At 66.1% G+C, this 26,459-nt stretch carries 23 protein-coding genes and 1 tRNA gene; 16 read left to right on the top strand and 8 right to left on the bottom strand.

Going from position 1 to position 26,459, the window contains the following annotated elements; genetic code table 11:
• Positions 1-5: 5 nt before the first annotated feature.
• The 3 genes from QTI24_RS04535 to xoxF form a co-directional block, all read right to left on the bottom strand.
• Positions 6-848 carry a substrate-binding domain-containing protein gene (locus QTI24_RS04535; protein ID WP_286599272.1) on the bottom strand — a complete coding sequence of 281 codons (843 nt, stop codon included), beginning with the start codon at positions 846-848 and terminating at the stop codon, positions 6-8.
• 23 nt (positions 849-871) lie between these two features.
• Positions 872-1,267 (bottom strand): c-type cytochrome, encoded by a 396-nt coding sequence (locus QTI24_RS04530; RefSeq protein WP_503011197.1) that lies wholly within the window; start codon positions 1,265-1,267, stop codon positions 872-874.
• 87 nt (positions 1,268-1,354) lie between these two features.
• Positions 1,355-3,115 (bottom strand): PQQ-dependent ethylene glycol dehydrogenase XoxF, encoded by a 1,761-nt coding sequence (xoxF, locus tag QTI24_RS04525; protein ID WP_503011196.1) that lies wholly within the window; start codon positions 3,113-3,115, stop codon positions 1,355-1,357.
• A 428-nt stretch (positions 3,116-3,543) separates the two neighbouring features.
• Here xoxF and QTI24_RS04520 point away from each other — a divergent pair, with 428 nt between their 5' ends.
• The 11 genes from QTI24_RS04520 (at position 3,544) to QTI24_RS04470 (ending at position 13,748) form a co-directional block, all read left to right on the top strand.
• On the top strand, positions 3,544-4,257 hold the full coding sequence (locus QTI24_RS04520; protein WP_286599270.1) for a lanthanide ABC transporter ATP-binding protein PedB/LutE: 714 nt from the start codon (positions 3,544-3,546) through the stop codon (positions 4,255-4,257).
• A 110-nt stretch (positions 4,258-4,367) separates the two neighbouring features.
• A complete protein-coding gene (locus QTI24_RS04515) occupies positions 4,368-5,285 on the top strand; it encodes a PQQ-dependent catabolism-associated beta-propeller protein (protein WP_286599269.1) in 918 nt (305 codons plus the stop codon).
• A complete protein-coding gene (locus tag QTI24_RS04510; RefSeq protein WP_503011195.1) occupies positions 5,282-6,460 on the top strand; it encodes a type 1 periplasmic-binding domain-containing protein in 1,179 nt (392 codons plus the stop codon). Before QTI24_RS04515 ends, QTI24_RS04510 begins: the two co-directional genes overlap by 4 nt.
• Positions 6,442-7,323, top strand: a complete 882-nt coding sequence (locus QTI24_RS04505; protein ID WP_503011194.1) for an ABC transporter permease — start codon at positions 6,442-6,444, stop codon at positions 7,321-7,323. Before QTI24_RS04510 ends, QTI24_RS04505 begins: the two co-directional genes overlap by 19 nt.
• Positions 7,320-8,312, top strand: coding sequence for a Bug family tripartite tricarboxylate transporter substrate binding protein (locus QTI24_RS04500; protein ID WP_286598594.1), 993 nt, complete (start codon positions 7,320-7,322; stop codon positions 8,310-8,312). Before QTI24_RS04505 ends, QTI24_RS04500 begins: the two co-directional genes overlap by 4 nt.
• A gap of 30 nt (positions 8,313-8,342) precedes the next feature.
• Complete coding sequence (locus tag QTI24_RS04495) at positions 8,343-9,365, top strand: AAA family ATPase (protein ID WP_286598592.1); 1,023 nt, start codon at positions 8,343-8,345, stop codon at positions 9,363-9,365.
• The gene (locus tag QTI24_RS04490) at positions 9,366-10,220 is read left to right on the top strand and encodes a DUF58 domain-containing protein (RefSeq protein WP_286598591.1); all 855 of its coding nucleotides are present in this window, start codon (positions 9,366-9,368) and stop codon (positions 10,218-10,220) included. It abuts the gene before it with no gap.
• 36 nt (positions 10,221-10,256) lie between these two features.
• Complete coding sequence (locus QTI24_RS04485) at positions 10,257-11,183, top strand: hypothetical protein (RefSeq protein WP_286598590.1); 927 nt, start codon at positions 10,257-10,259, stop codon at positions 11,181-11,183.
• The gene (locus tag QTI24_RS04480; protein WP_286598589.1) at positions 11,180-12,220 is read left to right on the top strand and encodes a vWA domain-containing protein; all 1,041 of its coding nucleotides are present in this window, start codon (positions 11,180-11,182) and stop codon (positions 12,218-12,220) included. The genes QTI24_RS04485 and QTI24_RS04480 overlap by 4 nt, the downstream gene beginning before the upstream one ends.
• Positions 12,217-12,756: an MxaK protein gene (locus QTI24_RS04475; RefSeq protein ID WP_286598588.1), complete on the top strand. Its 540-nt coding sequence runs from the start codon at positions 12,217-12,219 to the stop codon at positions 12,754-12,756. Before QTI24_RS04480 ends, QTI24_RS04475 begins: the two co-directional genes overlap by 4 nt.
• Positions 12,753-13,748 carry a vWA domain-containing protein gene (locus tag QTI24_RS04470; protein ID WP_286598586.1) on the top strand — a complete coding sequence of 332 codons (996 nt, stop codon included), beginning with the start codon at positions 12,753-12,755 and terminating at the stop codon, positions 13,746-13,748. Before QTI24_RS04475 ends, QTI24_RS04470 begins: the two co-directional genes overlap by 4 nt.
• Here the strand turns inward: QTI24_RS04470 and QTI24_RS04465 are convergent.
• Complete coding sequence (locus QTI24_RS04465; protein ID WP_286598584.1) at positions 13,703-15,661, bottom strand: S9 family peptidase; 1,959 nt, start codon at positions 15,659-15,661, stop codon at positions 13,703-13,705. The two genes, QTI24_RS04470 and QTI24_RS04465, sit on opposite strands and share 46 nt — an antisense overlap.
• A gap of 57 nt (positions 15,662-15,718) precedes the next feature.
• Here QTI24_RS04465 and QTI24_RS04460 point away from each other — a divergent pair, with 57 nt between their 5' ends.
• The 3 genes from QTI24_RS04460 (at position 15,719) to QTI24_RS04450 (ending at position 19,998) form a co-directional block, all read left to right on the top strand.
• Positions 15,719-16,699 carry a sensor histidine kinase gene (locus QTI24_RS04460; protein ID WP_286598583.1) on the top strand — a complete coding sequence of 327 codons (981 nt, stop codon included), beginning with the start codon at positions 15,719-15,721 and terminating at the stop codon, positions 16,697-16,699.
• Complete coding sequence (locus QTI24_RS04455; protein ID WP_286598581.1) at positions 16,696-17,331, top strand: response regulator; 636 nt, start codon at positions 16,696-16,698, stop codon at positions 17,329-17,331. The genes QTI24_RS04460 and QTI24_RS04455 overlap by 4 nt, the downstream gene beginning before the upstream one ends.
• Positions 17,332-17,436: 105 nt before the next feature.
• Positions 17,437-19,998 (top strand): TonB-dependent receptor, encoded by a 2,562-nt coding sequence (locus QTI24_RS04450; RefSeq protein ID WP_286598579.1) that lies wholly within the window; start codon positions 17,437-17,439, stop codon positions 19,996-19,998.
• 333 nt (positions 19,999-20,331) lie between these two features.
• Here QTI24_RS04450 and QTI24_RS04445 read toward each other — a convergent pair.
• The 4 genes from QTI24_RS04445 to QTI24_RS04430 form a co-directional block, all read right to left on the bottom strand.
• Positions 20,332-20,408: transfer RNA gene (locus QTI24_RS04445), tRNA-Pro, on the bottom strand.
• Between the two features lie 50 nt (positions 20,409-20,458).
• The gene (locus QTI24_RS04440; protein ID WP_286598577.1) at positions 20,459-21,163 is read right to left on the bottom strand and encodes a glutathione binding-like protein; all 705 of its coding nucleotides are present in this window, start codon (positions 21,161-21,163) and stop codon (positions 20,459-20,461) included.
• A gap of 71 nt (positions 21,164-21,234) precedes the next feature.
• Complete coding sequence (locus tag QTI24_RS04435; protein ID WP_286598575.1) at positions 21,235-21,495, bottom strand: UBP-type zinc finger domain-containing protein; 261 nt, start codon at positions 21,493-21,495, stop codon at positions 21,235-21,237.
• 30 nt (positions 21,496-21,525) lie between these two features.
• Complete coding sequence (locus QTI24_RS04430; RefSeq protein WP_286598574.1) at positions 21,526-23,202, bottom strand: FAD-dependent oxidoreductase; 1,677 nt, start codon at positions 23,200-23,202, stop codon at positions 21,526-21,528.
• A gap of 136 nt (positions 23,203-23,338) precedes the next feature.
• Between QTI24_RS04430 and QTI24_RS04425 the strand changes: the two genes are divergently transcribed.
• Positions 23,339-24,205: a GNAT family N-acetyltransferase gene (locus QTI24_RS04425; RefSeq protein ID WP_286598573.1), complete on the top strand. Its 867-nt coding sequence runs from the start codon at positions 23,339-23,341 to the stop codon at positions 24,203-24,205.
• A gap of 114 nt (positions 24,206-24,319) precedes the next feature.
• The gene (gene ppk1 / locus QTI24_RS04420; RefSeq protein WP_286598572.1) at positions 24,320-26,458 is read left to right on the top strand and encodes a polyphosphate kinase 1; all 2,139 of its coding nucleotides are present in this window, start codon (positions 24,320-24,322) and stop codon (positions 26,456-26,458) included.
• The last annotated feature ends 1 nt before the right edge of the window (position 26,459 follow it).

Genomic DNA, 26,459 nt, shown 5'->3' with positions numbered 1-26,459 from the left:
GCGCACTATTGCTTCGGGGCCGCGTACGAGGCGTCGACGAGCGGCACGCCGTACTCCTTCAGGATGGCCTCGATCTGCGACCGGTTGGATTCGATCAGGCCTTCGACCTGCTGCTTCCATTCGCGCTCGCCGTAGCGCACGCCCATGGCGATCTGGTAGTCGAACTGGACGCCGGGCTCCGATTTCAGCGGCACCACCGCCAGTGGCGGCGACTTGACACGCTGCGCGTAGTAGCCGGCGATCGGGCCCCAGACGATGGCGACGTCGATCTTGCCGGCCGCGAGGTCCTTCTCGATGATCTCGCCGGGATACTGGGCCGGGTCGGCGTTCATGACCTGGTAAGGCACGCCCTGCTCGACGAGGCTGTGCTTGACGAGCCACGCCGATGCGGGCGAGCGGTCGTAGATGCCGATACGCAGCTTGGCCAGTTGGGCCGGATCGAGCTTCAGGAAGTCCTCGCCGGATGCCACCTTGTCCAGGCCCTTGCCCTTCGGGAAGACCAACGCGTAGGTCGAGCGGTAGTACGGCTTGGTAACCGACACCTGGTCGTAGCCCGCGGGCACGCCGATCACGATGTCGCACGGGTAGTCCTGGCCCGGCAGCTTGAACCTCAGGGTGTTCCGGATGAAGGCCAGGCGCTGCGGAAAGGAGTAGTAGGTCACCGGCAAACTCAGCGATTTGCCGAACACTTCAGCGATCCTGTTCTCGATCCCCTCGCCCTTGACGTTCGAGAACGGCAGGTTGTTCGGGTCCTGACAGACACGCAGCGCGGTGCGCTTGGCAGGGGCGTCCTGGGCAGCCACGCCGGCCGCGAGCGCCGCCAGCGCGATGCCGGCTGCCGCGAGCATGCATCGATGGGGGCCGGGGAGGGTCATTTGGGTATCTCTTCGACCTTCGCGCGCGTGATGGCGCCGTCGGACCGGCCTTTGAGGTAGGCGTAGAGTTGGTTGATGTTCTCCATGACGACCGGGCTGGTGCCGAAACTCTGCATGCCCTTGTCCAGCCGGCCGTTGGTCACGACCTTGACGAAGTCCTCCTTCGAGAGTGTCTTCATGCTGACGATCAGCGATGGCCCGACCAGTCCTTCCTGGTTGGCGCCGTGGCAGCGGTCGCAGGCGGCGGCGCGCCACGCCCGGAAGCCCTTGATCGTTTCGCTGTCGACCTTGTAGCCATCCACCACCTTGTAAGGGGGCTTGTCGTCCGCGTGAAGTGCGCCTGCCATGGACAGCATCGCGCAAGCGATAAGAAACGCCTTCCTAGAACTCATGATTGCGAGATCCTTGTTGTCTTCAGCATGAAGAGATGGCAGCCTTTCGACTGCCATCTCCGGATCCGGCCCACAGGGGCCCCACACTCAGTTGCCGGGCAGTGCGAACACGGTCAAGGAACCACCGAGCTCGGTGTATTGATTCAGTTCCTTGTAGCCGCCCACGGCGCCCAGGCCATCCTGGTCCTTCTCGAGGCCCGCGGCCATGCCGATGCCGGCCCAGCCGCCGATGCCCGAGAACACCCCGATGTACTGCTTGCCCTTGTGTTCATAGCTGAACACGTTGCCGATGATGCCGGAGGGCGTCTTGAACTTGAAGAGTTCCTTGTTGATGTTCTTCTTGTCCACGCACTTCATGTAGCCCTCGAGCGTGCCGTAGCACGACAGGCCGCCAGCCGTGTTGAGCGCGCCGCTCCACACCGAGAACTTCTCGGGATGGCTCTGCACGATCTTGCCGGTGCCGGCGTTCCAGGTGATGTAGTTGCCCATGCCGCCATGGCTGCCCGGTGCCGGGTACATGGAGAGCGTGGCGCCGACGTACGGTTGTCCGGCGGTGTACTCGACCTTGAACGGCTCATAGTCCATGCACACGTGATTGGTCGGCACGTAGAAGAGCTTGGTCTCCGGGTCGAAGGCAGCCGGCTGCTGGTCCTTGGAGCCCAGCGCTGCCGGGCAGATGCCCTTGCTGTTGACGTCGGGTCCGTTCTGCGCGGTGGAGTACTTGGACACCACTTGCGGGCGACCGGTCTTCATGTCGACGTTCGTGGCCCAGTTCACCTTGGGGTCGTACTTCTCGGCCACCAGCAATGCGCCCGTCACGCGGTCCATCGTGTAGGCAAAGCCATTGCGGTCGAAGTGCACGAGCGCCTTCGTGGGCTTGCCCTTGACGTCGATGTCGGCCAGGATCATCTCGTTGATGCCGTCGAAGTCCCATTCGTCGAACGGCGTCATCTGGTAGGCCCACTTGGCCATGCCGGTGTCGACGTCACGCGCGAAGATGGTCATGGACCACTTGTTGTCGCCGGGGCGCTGCGAGGGGTTCCAGGTTGACGGATTGCCGGTGCCGTAGTACACCAGGTTCAGGTTCTTGTCGTAGCTGTACCAGCCCCAGGTGGTGCCGCCGCCGAGCTTCCACTGATCGCCCTTCCAGGTCTTCAGTGAAGAGTCCTTGCCGACGGGCGCCATCTTGCCGTCAGTCCAGGTCATGGTCTTGTCCGGGTCCATCAGCATTTCGGCATCGGGTCCCGTGCTGTAGGCCTTCCAGACCTCCTTGCCCGTGTTGATGTCGTAGGCCACAAGGAAGCCCCGCACACCCCACTCGCCGCCGCTGATGCCGGTGATGACCTTGTCCTTGAAGACGTGCGGCGCGTTGGTGTTGACGGCGCCCAGCTTCGGGTCCCCGTTCTTCACGGTCCAGACGGGCTTGCCGGTCTTGGCGTCGAGCGCGACGAGATTGCTGTCGGCCTGTTGCAGGAAGACCTTGCCCTCGGCATACGCGAGGCCGCGGTAGACCGTGTCGCAGCACATCTGCGGGATCACCGCCGGGTCCTGCTTCGGCTCGTACTTCCACAGGATCTTCTGCGTATCGAGATCGATCGCGAAGACCTTGTTGGGGAACGGTGAATGCAGGTACATCTTGCCGTCGATGACCAGTGGCGAGCCTTCATGCCCTCGCAGCACGCCGGTGGAGAAGGTCCACGCGACCTGCATCTTCCCCACGTTGCCGGTGTTGATCTGCTTGAGCTTGCTGTAGCGCTGGTTGTACATGTCCCCAGCCTGCATCGCCCAATTCTTCGAATTGGCGATATTTTTCTCGACGTCGGCATTGGCTAATGCCAACGCTGGCATCGCGAGGAGCGCCGCAGCCGAATAACGCCAAAGTCGCCCGTGAAAATGCCCGGAAATTCGCATCGAAGTCTCCTTGTTCTGATTCACAGATACCGCCCGCACGGACGTGCCGACAGGGCGACTGCCGCGCAACGCAATGAAGCCGGCAAGTGCACTAAATGCAAGATGCGCGCCCGCTGGAACACTTCGAATTCGCGGGTCCAGCCAGATGCCGCCGCCTCTATTTCGAGTCGTTCGAATTGGCCATTGCGCTAAGGGGAAACCCTCTGCGCCGAAATTGTGGCAACCACTTTCGACACAGAGTGTTTCACCGGCAGACGAAGCATCTGCAGCCCGTGCCGCCTGCAGGGCGCAACCCGCTTGCGCCGATGGGCGCGCCTATTGCATGCTCGAAGGTATTCATGCCACAGACGTTGCCAACGACGACCATGCTGCGGACCACCGGTCTGACCAAGCGCTACGGCGCACGGGCGGCGCTCAAGAGCCTTTCACTCAGCCTGGCGTCAGGTCAGTTCGTGGCGCTGCTGGGGCCCAATGGCGCGGGCAAGTCGACCTTGTTCCAGGTGCTCACCGGGCTGTTTGCCGCCGACGAAGGCGAGGTCGAAGTGGCCGGCCATTCGTTCCACCGGTCTGCGACAGCGGCCTTGCGCCATATCGGCGTCGTGTTCCAGCAGGTGTCGCTCGACCTGGATCTCAGCATCCGCCGGAACCTGCTGTTTCAGGCCGACCTGCACGGCCTGCCGCGGCGCTTGGCGGCGCAGCGCATCGAGGCCGGCTGCGCCCAGCTGGGCATCGACGCCGATCTCGATCGCAGGGTGCGCGAGTTGTCCGGCGGCAATCGACGCAAGGTCGAACTCGTGCGCGCCTTGCTGCATCGGCCCTCCGTGCTCCTGATGGATGAAGCCACGGTGGGCCTGGACCCCCGATCGCGCCAGGACCTGATGCGCGCCCTGCATGCGAACGTGCAGGAGCGCGGAGTCTGCGTCCTGTGGGCCACGCATCGGGTGGAGGAGGCCGAAGGTGCCGACCGCGTCCTCGTGCTGCACCACGGCGAACTCCTGGCCGATGGCACGCCGGCCCAGGTGACACAGGCGCTGGGACAACCCACGCTGGAGGAGGGCTTCATCGCGCGCACGAGCTGATCCGTAGTTCCGATTCAAATCAACAAGGAGACGTCGAGATGGTTGAAGTTGCCGGGGTTCCGAAGTGTGCCGCCCGTTCGTTAGCGGCCTTGTTGGGCGCGTGCCTCGGCATGGCCGCGATGGCGCAGGGCACCGCCTATGTGTCGAGCGAGAAAGACCAGGCAGTCACGCTGATCGACCTGGCCACGCTCAGCGTCAAGGGCACCATTCCGACGTGTAAGCGAGGGCGGCACATCCAGGTCATGCCGGATCGCCTGATCATGCTCGCCTGCACCGAGTCGAACGTTGCGGACGTGATCGACCCGGCGACGGGCAAGTCGCTGCGCCGCGTTCCGCTGGGTGACGAGCCCGAGGCCTTCGATTTGTCGCCGGACGGAAAGACCATCTACGTGTCCAACGAGGACGAAGGCGCGGTCAGCTTCGTCGATGCGTCGAACGGCAAGGTGCTCAAGTCGATCAAGGTCGGCAAGGAGCCCGAAGGCGTGAAAGTCAGTGCGGACGGCAAGACGCTGTACGTGACCTCCGAGGTCGCGAGCCTCGTGCACGTGATCGACGTCGCCAGCGCTTCCATCGTCAAGAACGTCAAAGTGGGCAAGCGGCCACGTCGCATGGCCTTCACGCCCGACGGCAAGGAGCTGTGGGTCACGAATGAACTCGATGCCAGCGTCAGCATCATCGACACGGCCACCCGTGCCGTGGTCGGCAATCTGAAGTTCGAAGTCAAGGGCGCGCGCAGCGAAGACATCACGCCGGTGGGCATCCAGATGTCGCGCGACGGCAAGCGCGCCTTCGTGGCGCTGGGCAGGGCGAATCATGTCGCGTTCGTCGACGTGCCGCAGCGCAAGGTCACGAATCTCGTGCTGGTCGGCAAGCGCGCGTGGAACGTCACGCTCGACAAGGCCGAAGCCCGGCTGTATGTGGTCAACGGTTTGAGCGACGACGTGACCGTGGTCGATGTCGCGGCGGCCAAGCCGATCAAGAGCATCCCGGTCGGCCGCGTGCCCTATGGGCTGGTGGTGGTTGAATGAAGGGAGCCGCCTGTTTCGTCGGCATGTCGCTGCTGCTTGCGGCGTCGACGTCGGCCGGACAGGCGGCGGGCGCGGTCACTCCGTTGAAAGCGACGCTCCTGGTGCCCGACTCCGACGCGCGGCTCGAACGCTCGCGCCTGGAGCGCCAGTTCCTGGGCCACCCTGGCGGCCCGGCGAGCGACGGGCTGGATGTCGCGCTGGAGGAAGGGCAGTTCGAGCTGCAGGCCGTCGATGCGGCCGTGGTGTTGACGAAGCAGTCCGCCGCCTCGCCGGAGGCGGCACGCGCCGCCGCGCAGGCGGCCGAAAAGGCGGGCGCCGCAGTGCTCCTCACGGACCTTCCTGCCGATTGGACGCTGGCCGTGGTCGATGCCGTGAAGCTGCCGGTGATCAACATCGGCGACGCCGCCGACCGCCTGCGCGAGCAGGACTGCCGGGCGCGCCTGTTCCACATCGTCCCGAGCGAGCGCATGCGTGCCGACGCACTGGCGCAAACGCTCGTGTCGCGCAAATGGAGCAAAGTGCTCCTGCTCGTCGGCCCGAGTGCGCAGGATCAGTTGCGGGCCGCGACGGTGCAGGCCTCGCTCAAGCGCTACGGCTTGCAGGTGGTCGCGACCAAGCCCTTCAAGCTGTCGGGCGACCCGCGGGAGCGCGATCTGGCCAATCCGATGCTGCTTACGGCCGGCACGACTTACGACGCCGTCTGGGTGGTCGACAGCGATGGCGAATTCGCGCGCAGCCTGCCGTATCGCACGGTGTTGCCTCGGCCGGTGGTGGGTGATGCGGGATTGGTGGCCGTGGCCTGGCATGCGCAGTTCGAGCGCTACGGCGCCCCACAGGTCTCCCGCCGGTTCGCCAAGGCGGCCGGCCGGCCCATGACCGAGAGCGACTGGTCGGCGTGGATGGCAGGCAAGGCGCTGATCGCGGTCGCGACCGCGGCGCCGAAGGGGCCCGCCGCGACTTGGGCGCAAGGGCTCGCCAAGACGCCGCTCGATGGCTCCAAGGGCACGAACCTGAGCTTTCGGCCCTGGGACGGCCAGTTGCGCCAGACCATGCTGCTCACCGACGGGCAGGGCGTGATTGCGCAGGCGCCGGTGGAGGGTCTGCTGCACCCGACCAACGTATTGGACACACTGGGCGCGGACGCCCCGGAGAAGCGATGCAAGACGACGCATTGATTCCCGTGGAAGCCGGCGAAGCTGAACTCGCGCAGCGCCGTGGGCTCGTGCACGCCCTGCAGGCCATGCAGGCGATCGTCATGCGCGAGCTGCTCAAGTTCTCGCAGCAGACCGGCCGCCTGGTGTCGGCGCTGGTTCGTCCGCTCTTGTGGCTGGCGGTGTTCGCGGCGGGCTTTCGCAACGTGTTCGGCGTCGCGATCGTCGAGCCCTACGACACCTATATCCCCTATGACGTCTACATCGCGCCGGGCCTGGTGGGCATGGTGCTGCTGTTCAACGGGATGCAGTCGTCGCTGGCGATGGTCTACGACCGCGAGATGGGCTTGATGCGGCTGCTGCTCACCGCACCCTTGCCACGCGCGTGGCTCCTGTTCTGCAAGCTCTGCGCGACGGGGCTGCTGTCGGTGCTCCAGGCCTTGGCCTTCGTGATCGTCGCGACCTTGATCGGCACCGACCTGCCACTGCTCTCGCTGGGCGGGTTGCATGCCTTGATAGCGCTGGTCTGCGGAGCGCTGATGCTGGGCGCGCTCGGCCTGCTGCTGTCGGTGCACATCAAGCAGCTTGAGAACTTCGCCGGCACGATGAACTTCGTGATCTTTCCGATGTACTTCATGTCCACCGCGCTGTACCCGCTGTGGAAGCTGAGGGAGTCCGGCGCCGAATGGGTCTATCAACTGGCCCGCTTCAACCCGTTCACGCACGCCATCGAGTGGATCCGGTTCGCTTTGTATGGCAAGGACCCGGGCGAGGCGCCCTGGATCGTGCTGGGGTGCCTCGTGGTGTTCTTCGTGCTGGCCTGTTGGGGCTACGACCCGCAGCGCGGCTTTGGTGGATTGACGAAGCGCGGTGGAGGCCCGGCATGAACCTCGACCGCCGACGCTGGCTGGGTCGTGCCGCCGCGCTGGCGATGTCGGCGGGGCCTCTTGCGCATGTTCCGCGCGCGCTCGCCAGCGACGCCTTTCCCTCCCGGCCGATCATGATGTGGGTGCCGTGGGCGGCGGGTGGCGCGACCGACCTGTCGCTGCGGCTGCTGGCCGAACTTGCGGCGCCGGCGCTCGGCCAGCCCGTGATCGTTGCGAACCGCCCTGGCGCCGGCGGCACGCTGGCGATGCCGATCCTGCAGCAGGCCGAACCCAATGGCTACACGATCGCGCAGATGCCGCAGCCGGTGTTTCGGGCGCCGTTCTTACAAAAGGTACTGTGGGACCCGGTGCGGGACGTCACGCCCATCATCCAGATTTCGGGCGTCACCTTCGGAGTGCTGGTGCGTGCGGCCAGCCCGATGCGCGAGCTCGGCCAGCTGTTCGACTTTGCACGCAAGCGGCCCGGCGAGCTGAGCATCGCCACCAACGGCGTCGGCACCACGCCGCACCTCGTCCTCGAAGCGTTGTTCACCGAGCGCGGGCTGCGCTACATCCATGTGCCGTACAAAGGCACCTCCGAGCTGACCCTGGCCGTGGAGTCGGGCCAGGTGATGGCGGGCGTCAATTCATCGGGCTTTGCGCCGGAGGTCGATGCGGGCCGCCTGCGGCTGCTCGCAACCTTTGGGGCACAGCGCTCGCCGCGCTGGCCGAAGGTGCCGACATTGCGCGAGCTGGGTTTCGACATCGTGGCGATGTCGCCCTACGGCCTGGCCGGTCCGCGCGGATTGCCACCCGACGTGCTGGCCGTGCTGCACGACGGCTTCAAGAAGGCCCTGTTCGATCCGCGCTTCGTCGATGACCTGGCCAGGTACGACCAGGAGGTCACCTACCTCGGCCCCGAAGACTACGCACGGGCCTGCCGGGAGGAATACGCCAAGGAGCGTGCGGCCGTCGAGCGAATGAAGGGCGTGCGCGGCGCGGGCGGTTAAGGCTGAAAGGCTGAGAACGGAGGTTTTCGGATGAATCGAGACGATGGGGTGATGAGCGACTGGCGCCAGCGTGCGCTGATGCTCGAAGCCGAGGTCGCCAAGGCGGTGATCGGCCAGGCGCGGACGATCCGCCTCATCAACACGGCCGTCTTCGCGCGCGGCCACGTGCTGCTGCAAGGCGATGTCGGTGTGGGCAAGACGACGCTGCTGCGGGCCTTCGCGCAGGTGCTGGGCGGTGACTTCGGGCGCATCGAAGGCACCATCGACCTGATGCCCAACGACCTGATCTACTACACCTACATCAGTGCCGAGGGCAAGCCGGCGGTCGAGCGCGGGCCCCTGATCCAGCACGGTGAGAGCCTTGCGGTCTTCTTCTTCAACGAGATCAATCGGGCGCGCCCGCAGGTTCATTCGCTGCTTCTGCGCGTGATGGCCGAGCGCAGCGTGTCGGCGTTCAATCGGGAGTTCCGCTTTCCGCACCTCGTGGTGTTTGCCGATCGCAACCGCGTCGAGCGCGAAGAGACTTTCGAGATCTCGGCCGCGGCACGTGATCGCTTCATGCTCGAAGTGACCATCGACGCGCCTGCGACCGATGCCGAGCGACGCCAGCTGATGACCGAGCCGCGCTTCCACGACACGGATCGACTGATCGGCGACTTGGCCGGCGGCCTGGTCGCCTACCAGGAGCTGAACCAGGTGTCTGAGCTGATCCAGCGTGGCGTGCAGACCTCCGAGGCCTTGCAGACCTATGCGATGGACCTGTGGCGTGCGACGGCGGCGCCCGCCGACTACGGCGTGCGGCTGTCGGACCTGGACGCCGCCCACCTGATGCTCGCGGGCGCCAGCCCGCGCGGCATGAGCCTGCTGCTGCGCGCCGCCCGCGTGGCGGCCTGGCTCGATGGGCGCGACTACGTCACGCCCAAGGACGTGCAGGCGGTCTTCGTCGAAACCATCTCGCACCGGCTGTGCTACCAGCCGGTGTACGAGATGCGGCGTCACGAGATATCGGGCCGCTTGATGAGTGGCATCCTCAACAGCGTGGCAGCACCATAGATGAACGCGCCCCAGTCTTCGCAGGAACTGCATTACCGCATCGGGGTGCCGGCGCTGGGCCACTTTCCCGGCCATCACCGCAGCTCGCGGGGGGACAGCGGCTTCGAGTTTCGCGGCCATGCGTCGCTGCTCGATGCACCGGACCCGCGCCGGCTCGATCTGCACGCAAGCCTGCGCGATCCGTTCGGCAGCTGGATCGTGCGGGTCTACAGCCAGCGCAAGGCGATTCCGGTCGTGATGGTCGCGGACCTGTCGGCGTCCATGGGTTTTGCCGGCACGCGCCGCAAGCTCGATGTGCTGGCCGATTTCGTCGACAGCCTGGCGTGGTCGGCCTGGCGCACCGGCGACAGCTTCGGCTTCGTCGGTTGCGACAGCACGGTGCGCGAGGATGTTCTGTTGCCACTGACGCGCGCGCGCGGCATGGGTGACGCGCTGGCTCGGACGCTTCGCTCGCTGCGTCTCCAGGGCCGCTCGGCGCGCGCGCTGTCGATGGCCCATCGCTACCTGGGCCGGCAACGTTCGCTGGTTTTTCTCGTCTCGGACTTCCATCTGCCGCTGTCGGAGGTCGAGGACACGGTGGCCTCGATGGCGCACCACGATCTGGTGCCGGTGGTCCTATGGGACCCACTGGAGTTCGGGCCGAGCACGCGGCGCGGCCTGGTGCAAGTGACCGACCCGGAAACCGGCGTCACGCGACTGCTGTGGTGGCGTCCGGCCCTGCGCGAAAAATGGCTGGCGGCCCAGCAGCAGCGCCGCGATGCCTTGCTCCGAATCTTTCAGGTGAACCGGGTCAAGCCGCTGTTCATCGAGGGCGCCTTCGATGCCGACGCGGTGACGCGGCACTTCCACTCGTGAGCCGCACGTGAGCGATGCACGATGACGATCCGGCAGATGGCCCTGGCCTCACGCAAGCTCTGCGGCTCGCTGCTGGGCTGGGTCGCATCGGCGGCTTGCGCAGCAATGCTTCCGGGACAGGTGGATGCCACCCTGAGTGAACCGAGGGCCTTCGGCTACCAGCTTGGCGACAGGGTGTCGCGCACCGTCACGGTCGACGCTGCGGACGGCCTCGTGCTCGACGAGTCCAGCGTGCCGCAGGCCGGCCCGCGCGGCAACGCCCTCGAGTTGCGCAGCGTCGTGCGACGCAGCAGTGCCGAGCCCGGAGGGCGGCGCCATGAACTGACGTTGGCCTATCAGGTGTTTCTTTCGCCGCCGCAACCGCGCACGCTCGAGATGCCGGGGTTCACCTTGCGCTTCAAGGGGCAGCCGCGGGCGCAGGAGGTCCGGGTCGAAGCCTGGCCGGTGACGGTGTCGCCACTGGTGCCGGTCGAGGTCTCGCCCCGGCGCGGCCTCGGCGAACTGCAGCCCGACGCGGCCCCGCCGCTGATCGACACGCGCTTCGCGCGCTGGCGCCTCGCCGCCTACGGCCTCGTCGCGCTGATGCTGCTGGGCTACCTTGCCCACGTGTACATCGGCCTGCCGTGGTGGACACGCGCACATCGGCCGTTCACGCTGGCGTGGCGCGCGCTGCGCGGCCTGACGCCGGCGAGTCCCGAGCCGCAATGGCGCGAGGCGTTCCAGCATCTTCATGGCGCCTTGAACCGGACGATGGGAGAGGTCGTTTTCGAGGAGGGCGTCGATCGCTTTGTCACGGCGAAACCGCACTTCGCGCATTTGCGCGACGACCTCGGCAGGTTCTTCCGGCAGTCGCGCCTCGAGTTCTTCGGCAAGGATGAGCAGCAGCCGCAAGCCGGTGCCGACCGAAGCTGGCTGATCGGGTTCTGTCGGCGTTGCCGCGATGCCGAGCGAGGTGCCGCATGAGCTTCGACCATCCCTGGCTGCTGTGGTTGTTGCCTCTGGCCCTGCTGCCGCTGTTCGCGCGGTCGGGCAGGGCGCTCGACAACGGCTGGGCCGCCTTGATGCCGCGCGACCGGTCTTCCGACCTTCTGGGTTGGGCGCTGCGCATCATCGGTGTCCTGGCGCTCGCGGCCCTCGACATCGGCATGGCTGGCCCCTATTGGCCGGAGTACGAGGTCGAACGCATCGGCAAGGGCGCCGAGATTGTGCTGGTGCTCGATCGCAGCCGCAGCATGGACCAGGGCTTCGCGGGCGCACGACCCTCGGGCGCGGCGATGAAGGGCACCAGCCCCGAGGTCATCGACTACTACATGAAGCAGTCGAGCCGGATGCGCGAATCCAAGGGCAAGGTCGCCCGGCAGTTGCTGTCGGAGTTCATCGCCAAGCGGCAGGACGACCGCTTCGGCATGATCGTTTTCAGCACCTTGCCGATCCGGGTCCTGGAGTTCACGCAGAAGAACGAAGCGATCCAGGCCGCCATTGCGGCTGGCGACGTGGGCCGCGGCCTCTCGGAAACCAACATCGGCCTCGCGCTGCAATCGGCGCTGTCGTCCTTCGACGATCGTCCCTATACCGGCTCGCGCATCGTCATGCTGGTGTCCGACGGCGGCGACCGGTTGGACACCGATGCCCGCGAGCGCATTGCTTACCTTGCGCGCAAGCATCGCGTCACGTTCTACTGGATCTACCTTCGCTCCACCAACAGCCCGGGACTGATCCAGGAAAAGGGCGAAGCGCCGGAGAGTGTCGAGTCGGTGCCGGAGTACGCGCTGCATCGCTTCTTCGAATCGCTCGGCACTTCATACCGTGCCTACGAGGCCAGCGATCCCGAGGCGCTGAAGAAGGCCATCGATGCGGTGAACCGTCTCGAGAACCTGCCCATCACCTACCTCGACACCATGCCGAGGCGCGACGTGTCGGCACCGGTGTTGGGTGTTGCATTGGGCTGCATCCTGCTGCTGCTGGCAGCCAACCTGGCGGAGATCCGGCGATGGGCATGAGCTCGCAGCGACGCACGCGCGTGGTGCTGGGTGTGTTCGCGGTGGTCGCCGCTGCAGCGGCAATCGATGGCGCGCACACCTGGCGGCAGCATCTGTGGAATAAATCGATTGTCTCGGGCCCGTTGCCGGCCGATGACAAGGATGTGCCGGTCCAGGTGCGATTCGCGCAGGCCCATGCGCGGGCCGACAGCGGCGCCGACGACGCGGCCCTGCGCCTCTATCGCAGCCTGGAAGACGATTCGCCGCTGGGCCAGGCGGCTCGCTACAACAGCGCCAACCTGCTGATGCGTCAGGCGGTCGTGGTGCAAGCCGGCGCCGAGCCCGGCAAGGCCATCGCGCTGATCGAACTCGCCAAGGAAATCTACCGCGACGTGCTGCGCGTCGACCCGCAATACTGGGATGCGCGCTACAACCTGGAGCGCGCACAGCGCCTGCTCCCCGATCCCGACGAGATGGACGTCGCGCCGCCCGAAACCAGGCGAGACGCCGAACGTGCGGCCACCACCATGCGCGGCTACTCGCCGGGTCTGCCATGACGCTCTGGCACCGATTGCGCGTCTCGTGGCGGCGCGGCACCGACCGCTGGCTGCTGTCGTTAGCCGCCCTCGCGCTGGCGGCCAGCTTGATCGATCCGGGTGTGATGATGGAGCGCTCACTGTTCGATCACGTGATCGTGCTCGACGTGACCCAGAGCATGAACGTCACCGACGAGCAGATCGGTGGCCAGCCGGTCTCGCGCCTTGCCTTCGCCAAGCACGCCTTGCGGCAATCGCTGCTGCAGTTGCCGTGCGGCTCGAAGGTGGGCTGGGCGATCTTCACCGAGTACCGTGCGTTGCTGTTGCTCGCGCCGATCGAGGTGTGCGCCAACCTGAGCGAGCTGCGTTCGACGTTGGCGCAGATCGATGCGCGCATGGCCTGGTCGGGCAACAGCGAGATCGCCAAGGGGTTGCACAGTGCGATCGGCATCGCCAAGCAACTGCCGGACTCGCCGTCGCTGGTGTTCGTCACCGACGGGCAGGAGGCGCCCCCGCTGAACGCGCACTACCGGCCCTCGTTCGACGACAAGCCGGGCGAAGTCCCGGGGCTGATCGTGGGTGTGGGCGACCAGCTTCCATCGCCGATCCCCAAGACCGATCCCGAAGGACAGCCGCTCGGCTTCTGGCGAGCCGACGAGGTGATGCAGACCGATCTGCGCAGCCAGGGACGCGGCGCGAGTGTGCGTGGCGAAACACTGGCAGACGAGCACGCGGGTGCGGCCGCTCCGATGCTCGGCGCCACGCCGGGACTCGAACACCTGTCGTCGCTGCGGGAAGGCTATCTGCGTCTGCTGGCCGGCGAGCAGGGCATGGTGTTTCTTCGTCTGCAATCGCGGGAACGGCTGGCGGCAGCGTTGACGTCGCCCGCTCTGGCCAAGCCGGCGTCGGTTCGCACCGGCAGCCGCTTCGTCCTGGCAGGTCTGGCCTTCTGCCTGCTTCTGGCGCGCTATGCGGCGCCGTGGCTGCGGAAGACCAGGGTGCTGAAGAAATAGAACTCCGCATCCAGCGCCCACTGGATGTTCGAAGACTGACGGAAGCCGTGCTGTTCTCCCGCGAAGAGCAGGTACTGCGTGGTGATCCCTTTCTGACGAAGCGCCGCGATCATCAGCTCGGTCTGGCTCGGCGGGACGATCTTGTCCTCCGCACCCTGGAAGAACGCGACTGGCGCCGTCAGCCGGTCGGCATGGCGAACGGGGGAGCGCTCGAGGTAGGTCTCGCGATGACCGTCCGTGTCCGTGTAAGGCGCGATCAGCCAGTCCAGGTAGCGGGACTCGAACTTGTGCGTATCCCGGGCCAGGGCCTCCGGATCGCTGACCCCGTAGTGGCTGCCGCCGGCCCGGAACATCCGGCGCACGGCAGGATCGCTGGAGGTGAGGCAACCGAGCACCGTGAATCCCCCGGCACTGCTGCCGGTGATCACGATCCGGCTTGCATCGACCCATCCCTTGTCGACCAGATAGCGCGCGGCGGCGGCGCAGTCCTCGACGTCGACGACGCCCCACATCCCGTGCAGGCGCTCGCGGTAGGCGCGACCGTAGCCGGAGCTTCCGCCATAGTCGACATCGACCACCGCGACGCCTCGACTGGTCCAGAACTGCGTGCGCAAGTCGAGCGTGATCGACGCCGAAGAGGTCGGCCCGCCATGGCATCGGACCAGGAGCGGCGGCAGTTCGGTGTCCGGGGCGAGATGGTCGGCATTCCTCGGCGGATAGAAATGGGCGAACGCGGTCTGGCCGCGCCGCGTCGGGAACTCGATCGGTTGGGGTGCGGCAAGGTGTCGATGGATCGCCGGGTCATCGGCGAGGGTGCTGGACTTTCGAATCACCGTGGCTTTGCCCGAGCGCGGATCCAGCACCACGATCGCGCTCGCCAGCGTCGGAGCCCCGGCCTTGAAAGCCACCTTTCCGTCTTGTGCTCGCACCGACGAAAAGTCGCTGTAGGGCAGGTCGATATCCGTCAGCCAGCCGGTTTCGAGGTCCAGCAGCGCCAGCTTGCCGAGGCCACCCTCGACGTACGTGCACACCACTTCTGTAGGCGACAGAAATGCATAGGTCGACATCCCCAGGTTCCATTGCGGTCGTCCGAATTCCGCCGCCTTCGGACAGACATTGACGGCGTTGCCCCTCGCATCCGTTCGATGGATGTTCCACCAGCCGGACCGGTCCGACACGAAATGGAGGACGCCATCGGGCGACCACTCCGGCTGGAATACGGATTCGCCGGGACCCCCGGCGACCCGGGTCGGGTTCTCCACCGCGGTACCGTCGAACGCCGCGACCCAAAGCTCGGTGCCCTCCCATGGCATCCGTGGGTGGTTCCACGCGAGCCAGGCGAGGCGGCGACCGTCCGGGCTGAGGCGCGGCGAGGCGTAGAAGTCATGGCCCTGGACCAGCACGTTGCCGGCTCCTTCCGACGTCACATCCAGCGCCACGATCGCGTTGATGGCCTCCTTGTCTGCTTGCCGGTGATCCTCGCGCACGCCGATCCACAGGTGGTGACCCTTGTCGATCCGTCCGTCGGCGTACCGAAGCGCGGCATCGGGTTGGCCTGGGGCAGGGGGCGGCGTGAGAGGCACGGGAGGACCGCCGCCTTCGATGCGATAGAGCCGCTGATCCTGGAAGTTGCTGAAGTAGCCGATGCCGTCCGCGACAAGCGCCGCGGCGCCGCCATACTCGTGAACACGCGTACGTGCGGAAAGAGGCGGCGGCGTGACGTCGAGCTTCGCCCCGTCTTCGTTGTGACGTACGAGCACATGGCGCCCGGCTTCCTGCGGCCTGCCTTCGACCCAGTACACGTCGCTGCCATCCAGCAACACATCGGCAAGGTTGATCGCGGCACTCGCCACGAGTTCGGACGTGACGGGCGACGACCAGGTACCGAAGGGTGTCGCAGTCGGATGGGGCATAGGGACACCTCGGGTAGATGGGGACCTCGGAAACAGGTCGGCTGGAGGCAAAATCGATTGTACGAATGCCTGCGGCTGACGCGCTTGATGCTGGCCGCGCGAGTGCTCGAACTGGAGGGATGGCAGATGAGAGCTGTGTGGCGGCTGTCGCGTTCGCGTGCCTCCTTCCCGGGGCGATGGGATCTCGCCTGGGTGCTTGGCGGGACGGTGCTGACCTTCGTGCTGTCGAGCGCGTTCGAGGTGCGGGAACGATTGGCCGCGATCCTCGAGCACGCCGAGGCATGGCAGGTCGACGAAGTCCCGCTCACGCTGATGGCACTGTCTCTGGGCCTGGCCTGGTACGCGCGGCGCCGTCAGCAAGAAGCTGCGCGCCTGCTGGCCCAGAACCGCGAACTCGCTCAAGAACTGATCGCACTCCAGGACAGCGAGCGGCTGGCGTTGGCGCGCGAGTTGCACGACGAATTCGGCCAGCATTGCACCGCGATCCGCATCGAGGCCACTTACATCCAGCGCTCGTCCTCGCTCGAACAGATCGGAGAAGCCGCGCGCCGCGCCGCCGCGTCTGCGGAACTGCTGCAGGAGGGCGTTCGGCGCCTGGTGCGGCGATTGCGGCCGGCGGAACTCGATCAACTGGGCCTGGTCGCCGCGATGGAGTCGTTGTGCGAGGCGTGGGCGACGCGCAGTGGCGTGCCCTGTCAGTTTCATTCCCGGGGCGATCTGCATGAGCGCGGCGAAGCCATCGACACCACCATCTACCGCGTGACCCAGGAAGCGCTGGCGAACGTCGTGCGTCACGCGAATGCCACGCGCGTGCTGATCGAGCTCGCTGCGACTTCGCGGTGCCTGAGCTTGAGCGTTGAGGACGACGGCCGCGGCTTCACCGTCGCATCGCCGAGGCGCGGCTTCGGCCTGCTCGGCGCAACCGAGCGCGCCGCGGCACTTGGCGGCAGCTTCGAGGCCGACAGCGCGCCGGGCGCCGGCACGCGGATTCGCATGCGGTTGCCCGCGGCCCCGCAAGTCCGTGCGGAGTCGGCGTGATCCGGCTTTTGCTTGTCGACGACCACCCCGTGGTGCGCACGGGCTACCGCCACCTGCTGGAGCAGGGCGGCGACATGGCGGTCGTTGCGCAGGCGGACAGTGTCGATGAGGCCTTCGGACTGTTCGGAGTCCATAAGCCGGACATCACCGTCACCGATCTCGCGATGCCCGGCTGCAGCGGACTCGAGTTGATTCGCCGCCTGCGCGAACGCGATGCGCACGCGCGCACGCTGGTCTTCAGCATGCACGACACCAACATGCTGGTGCGCCGCGCGCTCGAGCTCGGAGCGCTCGGCTTCGTCTCCAAGAGCAGTCCGCCCGAGTGCCTCATCGATGCGGTCCACAGCGTGCGTGAGGGTCGCCGCTACCTGAGCCCGGCGCTTGCCCGGCGCCTTCTCGACGGCACTGTCGAGTCATCGGGCTTCGATTCACTGACCCAGCGCGAATTCGAAATCTTCCGCCTGCTGTCGCGCGGCGAGTCGGTGGCCAGCTGTGCCGACACGTTGCATCTGAGTCAGAAAACCGTTTCGAACATCCAGAGCCTGATCAAGGACAAGCTGGGCGTCACCACCACGGCCGCGATGGCGCACCTGGCGCTCCGGCACGGCCTCATACCTGCCGACAACCCCTGATTTACGCCGGGAAATCTTCCCTGTCGCATTCGAACGCGGTGCGATAACTTGGGGGCGGGGCGCGCCGTCATGCGCGATAAGAACTTCATCACCCGAGGAGACAAGATGTCAGGCAACGCTCGCGCGGTTGTTTTCTCGTCAGCGCCTGTGGCCGCGGCAGCCCTGCTGCTGTGCCATGGCCTGGCGGCCCACGCACAGGTCGAGCCCGCAAGGGAATCCCCTCCGGCCGCGCAGGGTGTGCCCGATCTGCCCACCATCAACGTCATCGCGGTCACGCCGCTGCCTGGCCTCGACGTGCCGCGCGACCAGATACCGTCGAATGTGCAAACCGCGACCGGCGCAGACATGGAGCGCTTTCATTCGCTCGACCTGTCGAACTTCCTGGCTCGCGCCATCGGCGGCGTGACCGTCAACGAGACCCAGGGCAATCCCTTCCAGCCCGATATCAACTACCGCGGGTTCACGGCGTCACCGCTGCTCGGCACGCCGCAGGGGCTCTCGGTGTTCCTGGATGGCGTGCGCCTGAACCAGCCCTTCGGCGATGTCGTCAGCTGGGACCTGTTCTCGCGCACGGCCATCGCGTCGATCGCCCTGATGCCGGGCAGCAATCCCCTGTTCGGCCTCAACACCCTGGGCGGCGCGCTGTCGATCCAGACCAAGGACGGCATCCACTACCCGGGCACCTCGGTCCAGGTGCTGGGCGGCTCCTACGGCCGTGCGGCCGCGGAGTTCGAGACCGGCGGCTACAACGTCGACAACGGCGTGCATTGGTACGTCACCGGCAACGTTTTCCACGAAGACGGCTGGCGCACCGAATCGCCTTCCGACCTGCGCCAGCTGTTCGCCAAAGTCGGCCACAAGACACGCGATGGCGATGTGTCGTTGACAGTCGCGCTCGCCGATAACGATCTGACCGGCAACGGCGTGCAGGAGCAGGGCGCCCTGCAGCGTGACTGGGCCAGCGTTCGCACCATCCCCGACAACACCCAGAATCGGTCCGCCTTCCTCAATCTCGCCACCGTGCAGGCCCTGAGCGACACGCTCACCCTCTCGGGCAACGTCTACTACCGCAACATCAGGGCCAGGACCTTCAACGGCGACATCAACGACGACTCCCTCGACCAGGCGGTCTACCAGCCCAACGCCGCCGAGCGGGCGGCACTGGCGGCCGCCGGATACACGGGATTCCCGACCAGCGGGGAGAACGCATCGAACACGCCCTTTCCCAAGTGGCGCTGCATCGCGAACGCGCTGCTGAACGACGAGCCGAACGAGAAGTGCAACGGCCTGATCAACCAGACGCAGGCGCGACAGACCAACTATGGCCTCGCAGGCCAGTTGTCGGCGCAGGCGACGACGGGCAGCGTCGGGCACCAGTTCGTCGTCGGCGCCGCCTATGACGCCAGTCGCGTGACCTTCACGCAAGGCGCGCAGTTCGGCTACATCAACCCCGACCGCACGATCACGCCGGTGTTCGGGCCCGGAGCCTTTGCCGACGGTTCCCAATCGTCCGAAGACGCCTTCGATGCGCGGGTCGACCTGTCAAGCCGCTCGCGCACCGGAAGCATCTATGCCACCGACACCATGGCGCTCAACACGCAGACGCATCTGACGCTGTCCGGCCGCTACAACCACACCTCGGTGACGAATGTCGACGGCCTGACTCCGGGCGGCGGCCCCGGTTCGCTGGACGGCGAACACACCTTCAGCCGGTTCAACCCGGCCGTCGGATTGACCTTTGCGGCGAATGAAATGGTGACCTTCTACGCTGGCGCCAACCAGGGCAGCAGGGCGCCCACGGCGATCGAGTTGGGTTGCGCGGATCCCGCGAGCCCGTGCAAGCTGCCGAATTCCTTCGCGGGCGACCCGCCTCTCAAGCAGGTCGTCACCACCACCTTCGAAGCCGGACTGCGCGGCACAGTGACCGGGACCCTGGCCTGGAACTTCGGCGTGTTCCGCTCGGACAACCGCGATGACCTGCTCTTCGTTTCGGACAGTTCGAGTGGTTTCGGCTACTTCAAGAACTTCGGCAAGACACGGCGGCAAGGGGTCGAGATGGGGCTCCTCGCCAAGCCCACCAGTGCCTGGACCGTGGGCGGCAACCTGAGCCTGCTGGATGCCACGTACCGCAGCACGGAGACGATCGACGGTTCCGGCAACAGCAGCAACAGTTCCGCCGTGGACGGTTTCCCCGGCACGGAAGGGACCATCCAGATCAATCCGGGCGATCGCATCCCGCAGCTGCCGCGTCAAATCCTGAAGCTCTACGCGGACTGGGAGCCCAACGCGTCCTGGCGCATCGGCGCCGACATGAACGCGGTGAGCGGTACCTCCGTGCGCGGCAACGAGAACGGCCTGCACACGCCCGACGGGCTCTACTACACCGGCCCGGGGCGTAGCGGGGGCTACGCGGTGTTCAACCTTGGCGTGGACTACAAGCCCAAGCCGGGAGTGAAGCTGTTCGTGCAGATCACCAACCTGTTCGATCGCAAGTACACGACTGGTGGCCTGCTTGGCACCAATGGCTTCACCGTGAACGGCAACTTCATCGCCCGGCCGCTGCCGGCGAACGCGAATGGCGACTTCCCGGTCAACCGCGCGACGCTGTTCTCGCCCGGTGCGCCGCGCACTGCCTGGGTCGGGTTGCGCTATACGTTCGGCGCTTGAGCGGCCAAAGGCGCGACCCTGCTCAAGGTGTACCGGACTGCTGAGGGTTTGGCTTCGAGACAGGCGGCGGCGCGGGCGTGGCGGGTGCGCGGACCCGCTGGCAGATCATGCGGCCCGTTTGCCGGTCCCAGTGGCAGGACCTGGTGGATTTCGTCGCCGGCGCCGCAGTCTCCGCCGAAGAGGCAAGGCCAGCGAACGCGACTGCACTGAGAAGGAGGAGTTGCGTGAGGTGCTTCATCAGGGGCAGCTTACCCGCTGCAGCAAAGTTTCCAAGCTCAGCGCAAATGAAAAGAGGACAAGCACCTGAATGCTTGTCCTCGATCACTTTTTTGATGGTCGGGGCGAAAGGATTCGAACCTTCGACCCTCTGGTCCCAAACCAGATGCGCTACCAGGCTGCGCTACACCCCGACTAGCCTTCGATTCTAACCTTTTTCGCGGGCCTGAATCCGGACTTGGACTCAGCGCCGTTGATACTGGGTCTTGCCGAACAGAATTTCGCGTTCCTTTTCGCCGGTGATCGGCGTGCGCAGGTCGGCCAGCACCTTCACGCCGCGTTGCACTGCAGGACGGGCCGCGATGCCGTCGAACCATTCCTTCACGTAGGGAAAGTCCGCGAGCACGATGCCCTGATTCTCATGGCTTCGCAGCCAGGGAAAGATGGCGATGTCGGCGATCGAATAGGTCTTCCCGGCGATGAACTTGTTCGCCGAGAGTTGCTTGTCGATCACGCCGTAGAGGCGCCTGGCTTCATTCGAATAGCGGTCGATCGCGTAGCCGATCTTCTCGGGCGCGTAGTTTCGGAAGTGATGCGTCTGGCCGAGCATCGGGCCGACGCCGCCCATCTGGAACATGAGCCACTGGAGGACCTCGTAACGTGCCCGGTCACTGGTCGGGAGGAACTTGCCGGTTTTGCCGGCCAGGTAGACGAGGATGGCGCCTGACTCGAAGAGGGAGATCGGCTTGCCATCCGGTCCCTCGGGGTCGGTGATGGCGGGAATCTTGTTGTTGGGGCTGATCTTCAGGAAGGCCGATTCGAACTGGTCGCCCTTGCCGATGTTGACCGGATGTGCGCGATAGGGGAGCTCGCATTCCTCCAGCATGATGTGAATCTTGTGGCCGTTGGGCGTGGGCCAGGAGTAGACGTCGATGGGTGCTTGGGGCATGTCTCTGGATCCGTGGGTGATGACAAGGCCGGCCAGCATAGCCCTCGCGGGCTTTTCGTGCAGACGCCGGACTACCCGACCTGACTGCTGTGCGTGAAGCACCACATCCAGTCCTCGTCCCGTTCCAGCGACGCGATGACGGCGTGTCCGGTCGCTGCGTAATGCTGGCTGGCATGCCTGTTCTTCGACGAGTCGCAGCAGCCCACATGGCCGCAATGGACACACAGGCGCAGGTGCACCCACTCGTCGCCCAAGGCCAGGCATTCCTCGCAGCCGGCCGAGGTCGGAGGGACGATCACGTTCGGTACGTGGGAGCAGGGGTACACGGACATCGAACCTCCTTGGTGACTTCGTGATGTGGATCAGGCAGCGGCCGCTGCAGATGCCAGGTGCTGATGAATGAGCGCGACGACCGCGGCGCCTTCGCCGATGGCGCCGCCGACGCGCTTGACCGAGCCCGATCGCACGTCGCCGACTGCGAAGACGCCGGGCACGCTGGATTCGAGGGGGGCGGCCGTCTTCGCCGGAAACCCGCCGCGGGCAGCCTGGCCCGTGAGCACGAAGCCGTGCTTGTCGAGCGCGACGCCGCAGCCTTCGAGCCAGTCGGTTTCAGGGACGGCGCCGATGAACAGAAAGATGTTGCGGGCCGGGCAGTCCTCCTCATTGCCGCTGAGCCGGTCGCGCCAGGTGGCACCGTTCAAGCCGCTGGTCGGCTCACCGTGCAGGTGCACGAGTTCGGTGTGCGGGCGCAGTGCGATGTTGGGCGTCGCCTCGATGCGGTCGATGAGGTATCGCGACATCGTCGCCGCCAGCGACGGACCGCGCACCAGCACGTTGACCTTGGCGGCGTGTTGCGACAGGAACACCGCCGCCTGTCCGGCCGAGTTGCCGCCGCCGACCAGGGCGACCTCTTGCTGCGCGCACAGCTTGGCTTCGAGCGCGGAGGCCCAGTACCAGATGCCGCGGCCTTCGAATTCCGACAGGCGTGGCACCTCGGGCCGGCGGTAGCGTGCCCCGCTGGCGATCACCAAGGTCTTCGAGCGCAGCTTCCGCCCATCGACGAGCTGGACCGAGACCTGGCCCTGCGTTTCGGCCAGGCTGCAATCCAGCGCTGAGACCTGCGCCGGGATCAGCATCTCGACGCCGAATTTCTGCGCCTGCACGTAGGCCCGCCCGGCCAGGGCACCGCCGGAAATGCCGGTGGGAAAGCCGAGGTAGTTTTCGATCCGCGCGCTCGCCCCAGCCTGTCCGCCGAAGAAGCGGCAATCGATCACGATGACGCGCAGGCCCTCGGAAGCCGCATACACGGCCGTCGCCAGCCCGGCGGGGCCGGCGCCGACCACGAGCACGTCGAACAGGTCTTCGTGCTCGATGCTGTCGACCATGCCGAGGCATCGTGCCAGCGCATGCTCGGTCGGGTTGGGCATGACCGATCCGTCGGGACAGACCACCAGCAGTTCGGACTCGCCGTACTGCTCGAGCAAGGCGGCGGCGTCGACGTCCTGCGTGGCATCGACCACCTGATAGGGGTAGCCGTTTCGTCCCAGGAAGTTCTGCAGCCGCAGCACCGCAGCCGACTGCGGTGGCCCGATCAGAACCGGGCCGCTGGCGCCGGATTCGATCAGCGCCACGCGCCGCAAGATCATGGCGCGGACCAGGCGCTCGCCGAGGTCGGCTTCCGCAATGATCAGGGCACGCAACTGGTCGGGCGGCACCAGCAGGGTCTCGACGTCGTCCTGTGCGTGGCCGTCGACCAGCGCGGGCCGTCCCGAAAGTTGCGCGATCTCGGCCAGGAAATGGCCCGGGCCTTGGTGTTCGATCGGCACCACATGGCCGAGCCCGTCGCGCTGGCTGATCGCCACCGTGCCCTGCAGCACGACGAACATGCCGGGGCCGGGCTCGCCAGCCCTGAAGAGGCAGGCGCCGCGGTCGTAGTGGCGCACGGTGCCAAAGCGCCGGATCCGGGCAATGTCGGCGGCGCTCAGCACCGGGAACATCTGGTGGCGGCGCGTTTCGACCTCGATTCTTTCGGTAGCCATCAAGAAAACTCCAGTGGGTGATCTGCAGAATTAAAGCTGATGCCGCCCTCGCGCGTGCGCGTCATCCAATTGCCATCGGAATGACACGCTTGTTTCACCGCAGATCCCGAGACTCCGTCGGCAGAAAGGGTCTCGCATGAAAGAACTACCCACGCCCACGTTTCCGTTCTCGCAGTTGGGCCTGCGCGCCGCCTTGTGGCCTGCGCCCCATCCGGTCCAGGTTCCTTCAGCAATACCCGTGCCGCAGGCGTTGGCGCCGTCCGGCGAAACCAGCGGCGGTGGCATCAGCGTGGGTTGGGCTCGTCACCTGGATGACGTTCGCGCCGCGCAACGTCTTCGTTACGAAGTGTTTGCCGGCGAGATGGGGGCCCGCCTCACGACGCCGGTGGAGGGCCACGACATCGACCTGTTCGACGACTTCTGCGAGCACTTGCTGGTCCGCGAGGAGTCCACGCAGCGCGTCATCGGGACCTATCGCGTGCTGACGCCGGCGCAGGCCCGTCGCGTCGGCAGCACCTACAGCGACACCGAATTCGACCTGACCCGCCTGCGCGACCTGCGCGAGCGCATGGTCGAACTCGGCCGGAGTTGCGTGCACGTCGACCATCGCCAGGGCGGCGTGATCCTGGCGCTCTGGGGGGCATTGGCCGGATTCATGAACCGCAACAAGCTCGACACGATGATTGGCTGCGCCAGCATCCCCATGTGGCACAACGGTGTGACCAGCGGCGATGCGGCGGCGAGCATCTGGCGTCAGCTTTCGGCCACGCACATGGCGCCAATTCAGTACCACGTGCAGCCGCGCCTGCCCTTGCCGGTGCACCGCCTCGACAGCGACCTGGCCGTCGAGCCACCCGCGCTCATCAAGGGCTACCTGCGCCTGGGCGCCAAGGTGCTGGGCCCACCGGCGTGGGATCCGGACTTCAACACCGCCGACCTGCCGATGCTCATGCGCATCGAAGACCTGCCGGCGCGGTACCGGAAGCACTTCCTCGGCAATTAAGACAGCGCCGGGAACCCGTCACGCTTTTGTCATGTAAATGTCACATCTGCGCCGGACACTGTCATGCTTTGGCTTTTGAATGCTTCCGTGCCGGCTGTTCCAGAATCCTTTTCCATGCCGCCTGCCATCAGCGACAGGTTGACCGTTGCCGCCGAACCCGTTCTGACCTTGCTCGATCGGGATCACAGCATCCTTGCGTTCAACGAGCGGGTGCTCGACTGGGCGTATCGACCCGAGGTGCCGCTGATCGAGCGGCTGCGCTATCTGTGCATCGTCTCCTCGAACCTGGACGAGTTCTTCGAGGTGCGCGCCGCGCCGCACCTCGGCGCGAGCGTGGCGGGCGACCGCAAGGGCAACTACACGGTCGAATCCTTCGAGCGGCTGGCCGAAGCGGCGCACTCGCTGGTGGCGCGGCAATACGCGCTCTACAACGACGAGCTCATTCCGGCCTTCGTGAGCAAGGGCATCCAGGTCATCTCGCATGGCGAGCGCAATCCGGCGCAGCGCAAGTGGGTGCATGAGTATTTCGAGCGCGAGGTACGGCCGCTGCTGATCCCGGTGGGACTGGACCCGGCGCACCCGTTTCCGCAGGTTGCCAACAAGTCGCTCAATTTCATCGTGCGCCTCAGTGGCAAGGACGCATTCGGGCGCGAGAACCCCATCGCCATCGTGAAAGTCCCGCGCGTGCTGCCGCGCGTGATCCGCATGCCGTCCAAGGTGGCGGGTGGCAAGACGCTGTTCATTGCGCTGTCCAGCATCGTTCGGGCGCACCTGTCGAGCATGTTCCCGGGGCGCGAGGTAGGCGAGTTCTCGCAGTTCCGGGTGACGCGGCATTCCGACCTCGCGGTGGACGAGGAAGACGTCAAGAACCTGCGCACGGCGCTTCGTCAAGGTCTGCAGCACCGCCACTACGGGCAGGCCGTTCGGCTGGAAGTCTCGTCGAGTTGTGCCGAGTCGTTGTCGAACTTCCTGCTGGCGCAATTCAACCTGCCACCGCAGGCGCTGTATCGGGTGCACGGGCCGGTGAACCTGGCCCGACTGACGCAATTGATCGACCTGCTCGATGAGCCCGAACTTCGCTTTCCGCCGTACCAGGCGTCCTATCCGGTCACCCTGTCACCGGGCCAGTCCTTCTTCGACAGGCTGCAGCGGGGCGATGCGCTGATCCACCAGCCCTTCGAAAGCTTCGAAGGCGTGCTGGCGTTCCTGCGCGAAGCGGTCCAGGACCCGCAGGTGCTCGCGATCAAGCAGACCATCTACCGTACCGGCACGGACTCCGAAATGATGGACCTGCTGCGCGAAGCCGTGCGCCGCGGCAAGGAAGTGACGGTGGTAGTGGAGCTCAAGGCGCGTTTCGACGAAGAGGCCAACATCAACTGGGCCGAGATGCTCGAATCGATCGGCGCGCAGGTCGTCTACGGCGTGGTTGGCCTGAAGACGCACGCCAAGATGCTGCTGGTCACGCGCCGCGAGGGCAAGCAGATGCGGCGCTACGGGCATCTGTCGACCGGCAACTACAACCCGCGCACGGCCGCGCTCTACACCGACATCAGCCACCTGACGGCCGATCCGCTGCTGACGGCCGACATGGAGGCCGTGTTCGTGCACATGGCGGGCCAGAGCCGGCTGCCCAAGCTGAATCACATGTGGCTCGCGCCCTTCGACCTGCACCGCAATCTCATCGCCCGCATCGAAGCGCTCGGCGCTGCCGCGGCGGCCGGCGAGCCCGCGCGCATCGTCGCGAAGATGAATGCGCTCACCGACGAGGATCTCATCGCCGCCTTGGTCAGGGCTGGGCAGAAGGGCGTGAAGGTCGACCTGATCGTGCGCGGCGCCTGCACATTGCCTGCCCGCGTGCCGGGGCTGACGGACAACATCCGGGTGCGCTCGGTGATCGGCCGCTTCCTCGAACATTCGCGCGTCTTCTATTTCCGTCAGGCGCACGACGAGTCGCTCTATCTCTCCAGCGCGGACTGGATGAACCGCAACATGATGCGGCGCATCGAACTGGCCTGGCCGGTGACCGATCCGGTGCTGCGCCAGCGGCTCATCGACGAATGCCTGGTGGCTTATCTGCATGACGGGCGAGACGCCTGGGACCTCGGCCCGGATGGTGCCTACCACCGCGTCTACGAGGACACGCATCCGGGCGAGGAGGGCGCCTCCCGCGCCATCGAGGCCCACGGTGCGCAGACCGCCCTCATGAACCGCTACGCGTCGCGCGGACTTCGTCGCGCCGCACTACGGGATTGAC

Origin of the sequence: Variovorax sp. J22P240 (assembly GCF_030316855.1) — a bacterium.
Classification (GTDB): Bacteria; Pseudomonadota; Gammaproteobacteria; order Burkholderiales; family Burkholderiaceae_C; genus Variovorax.
This window is presented reverse-complemented; position numbering and strand designations above follow the sequence as displayed.